This is a genomic window from Maribacter sp. HS (genome assembly GCF_048059195.1).
GTDB classification, from domain to species: Bacteria; Bacteroidota; Bacteroidia; order Flavobacteriales; family Flavobacteriaceae; genus Maribacter; species Maribacter dokdonensis.
The window spans coordinates 1-1,445 of sequence record NZ_JAYLVV010000017.1 but is presented as its reverse complement, the minus strand read 5'-3'; the positions used below and the strand labels follow the sequence as shown (position 1 = coordinate 1,445).

General features: G+C 47.8%; 1 protein-coding gene. It reads right to left on the bottom strand.

The annotated features are described in order from the left end of the window. Positions 1-330: 330 nt before the first annotated feature. Entirely contained in the window at positions 331-1,386 is a 1,056-nt protein-coding gene (locus VBZ51_RS18950) for an IS110 family transposase (RefSeq protein WP_416577968.1), read from the bottom strand. Positions 1,387-1,445: the final 59 nt, after the last annotated feature.

Genomic DNA, 1,445 nt, shown 5'->3' with positions numbered 1-1,445 from the left:
CCCTAGTCCAGTTCTCTAAAGTTAATATTTTATTTTTTATTGGTCCATAATGTTGATTTTGGGGTGTTGGATTGTTGGCAACCCTTTCCAGCATAATGCTTGGTTGTCAATACTTCAACACCATATATAACTTGCTCCGCATCCTATATGTGGTCCGTGCTTTGGGCATGGCCACCGGCATCTGTATGATCATAAGTTATAATAAGCCCGGTCACTTGCTAACCGATGTGGTTCCCGCCAGCGGCGGGACCACCTACATTGTTCTGTGATCCGGACTTTTCTACTTCTATTGTGAGCTCGGTTATCCTATTGTTTTACTTTCTCTATATTCTATTCCAATACCCCTATCTCATAAGGGGTCTCCGTCTTTATCACCGCCAATGTCCTGCTCAGTAGTTTCCTGGCCACCTTTACGATGACACTCTTCACATTTTTTCCGTGATGCTTGCGGTAATAGCCCTGCATCACGGGATCCGTTCGAATGGCCTGCCAAGAGGCCTCGATGAAATAACTGCGTATCAACCGGTGGGCACGCATGCTCACCCCCGTATGTCGGATGGTATCGCCACTTTGGTAAATGCCCGGTGCCAGACCTACATATCCGGCCAAATGTTTGATATTACCGAAACGGCGCAGGTCGCCCAATTCGCTCAAAATACCACTGGCCACTATGGGACCTATACCGGGAATGCTCCGTAAAAGCATATAATCTTTCTTAAAGTGTTTCTTGGTATACCGGCGCAATAAGGTGGAAACTTCCCGGAACTCCCGGTCGATGAACCGAAAACTGCGCATACGGCTACGCAGGACCTCATTGCCCGTATCGTACCCGAAATCCAGTTCATCGAGCCAATCCCTGAACTTATGGCTCCAATGGTCGTTATCGAATTCTTGGGGTATCCTTATACCGTAATACAGCAACTGCATCTTGATATAGCTCTTGATCTGGCGCATATCCTTGACCAGATCGTTCCTGCGACGGAAAAGGCTCCGCAGTTGCTCCCTGCACTTGTCCGGCACACAAATACCGCTCAACCTGCCGTCCTTGAGTTCCCGTGCTATGAGTTGGGCATCGATCCTATCCGTCTTGGTATGGCGCTCCTTGCCCCGCCTGAATATATCGGCCGGATTGACCACCAAGCTGCGCCAGCCATAACCTGTAAAGCACCGGTGTGCACGGTATCCGCAACAGCCCGCCTCATAAGCGGTGGACACTTCATAACCTGTATAATGCTTGGCTACATATTCATAGAGCAATTCGGCATCGGGCAGCATGCTAAAAGTCTTTCCGGATGACAGATCCGTCGCACAGTGTACCTTCCAACTGCGTTTGTGTATGTCGATACCAATGAATAACTTAGGTGTAGCAGTAATTTGAGTGTTCATATCTTTGATTTTTAGTTCATCTTAAAGATACTCGACTTACTGCTTTTACATAGATGCTA

Bases quoted from the DNA above. Each gene is read 5' to 3' on its own strand.
- VBZ51_RS18950 (WP_416577968.1), bottom strand. From the start codon at position 1,386: ATGAACACTCAAATTACTGCTACACCTAAGTTATTCATTGGTATCGAC.